Raw genomic sequence first — 1345 nt, forward strand, 5'->3', positions numbered from 1 at the left:
AGGATTGCTTCCGCCGGCTGAGGAGCTCGCGGCAGTGATCGATTGCGCCGCGCAGGATTCGGTAAACAACGAGAAAACACCCGAAGCGCGAGAACAAAAAATTCGCGAACTGACGTCCTACGCCGACAACACCCTCATCGATGGGCGACCACACTCACCTCGACCGTTGGTCGCAAACGATCCTACCGCGCCTATTCGACCACCGGTCGCGCCGGCCGAGACGGATGTGATTACGGTGTTCGATATCGAACGGGGGCGGCTGCGGGTGGCTACGCAATGGGTCACACTGGATAGCCAGGTGGCTGAGGAATTCCGCGAGGCGTTCCGCCAAAATCCCGTGCCGACAGACGTCGTTAATCTCAAACTCGATCAGACACGCAAATTTCTCGAATTGGTCGCAAACACCGCGTCACGGGCATTGCATTCACTCGATAACCCGCTCCACGACAATACGAACGCAGCGGATATAACTCAGTGAAACTGCGCATCCTCAGCGATCTGCATCTCGAGTTTTATCGCCGACCCGAAAAGTCACGAATACGCGATGATGTCGATTGTGACGTCGTGATCATGGCCGGCGACATTCACACCAGCACCACGGGGATCGCATGGGCCGCCCGAGAGTTTACGAAACCCGTCGTCTACGTGCTGGGAAACCACGAGTTTTATGGCCAGCACGTGCCCGCGTTCATAGACAACGCTCGGCAATTTGCCAATGAGCGCGGCGTTCATCTGCTGGAAAACGACGAGGTGCAAATCGGGGGCCAGCGGTTCATAGGCTCCACACTGTGGACGGATTTTGGCTCTGGCCCCCTGAATTGGATCGATGCCGCTCGAGCTGCACACCCTGTTGTGTCGGATTTTTCGGAAATCAGACACTACTATGGCCAACTCATCTCGCCCAGCCTCATGGCGGAATGGCACGCTAACAGCGTGAAATGGCTCGAACAGAGGCTGTGCGTCGACGACCCTGCCGTGGTCGTTACCCATTTTGCCCCGACGTGGGCCGTTGTCGATCCTCGGTTCGGCTCCGGTGATGCGTTGACGCCCTATTTTCACTCGAATCTCGAACATCTGATGGGTGAGGCTGCGCCTCTCTGGATATACGGCCACAATCATTATTCTGCTGACGTCACCGTCGATACCGACCGAGGAAACACGCGGGTTATCAGCAATCAGCGGGGTTATCGAGACGAAAACGCGGGCTTCGATGCATCGCTAGTCATTGATTTGTGAGAAATCCGATTTTTCAAGCTTCAGCATTTGTGACGTGCTCAGCTAGCTTAGGCAGTGACAGGAATCGACGTTTCAACCGTCTCTCGGCCTAGCAAACTGCGACGGAGGG

General features: G+C 56.1%; 2 protein-coding genes. Both read left to right on the forward strand.

Annotated elements, in window-relative coordinates; genetic code table 11:
- The coding region (locus tag ACS8YF_RS19540; RefSeq protein WP_440851761.1) for a hypothetical protein at positions 1–478 on the forward strand (478 nt) is incomplete at its 5' end.
- Positions 475–1236 (forward strand): metallophosphoesterase, encoded by a 762-nt coding sequence (locus ACS8YF_RS19545; RefSeq protein WP_440851762.1) that lies wholly within the window; start codon positions 475–477, stop codon positions 1234–1236. The genes ACS8YF_RS19540 and ACS8YF_RS19545, both read left to right, overlap by 4 nt.
- Positions 1237–1345: the final 109 nt, after the last annotated feature.

It is taken from the genome of Salinisphaera sp. SWV1 (assembly GCF_052044155.1).
Classification (GTDB): Bacteria; Pseudomonadota; Gammaproteobacteria; order Nevskiales; family Salinisphaeraceae; genus Salinisphaera.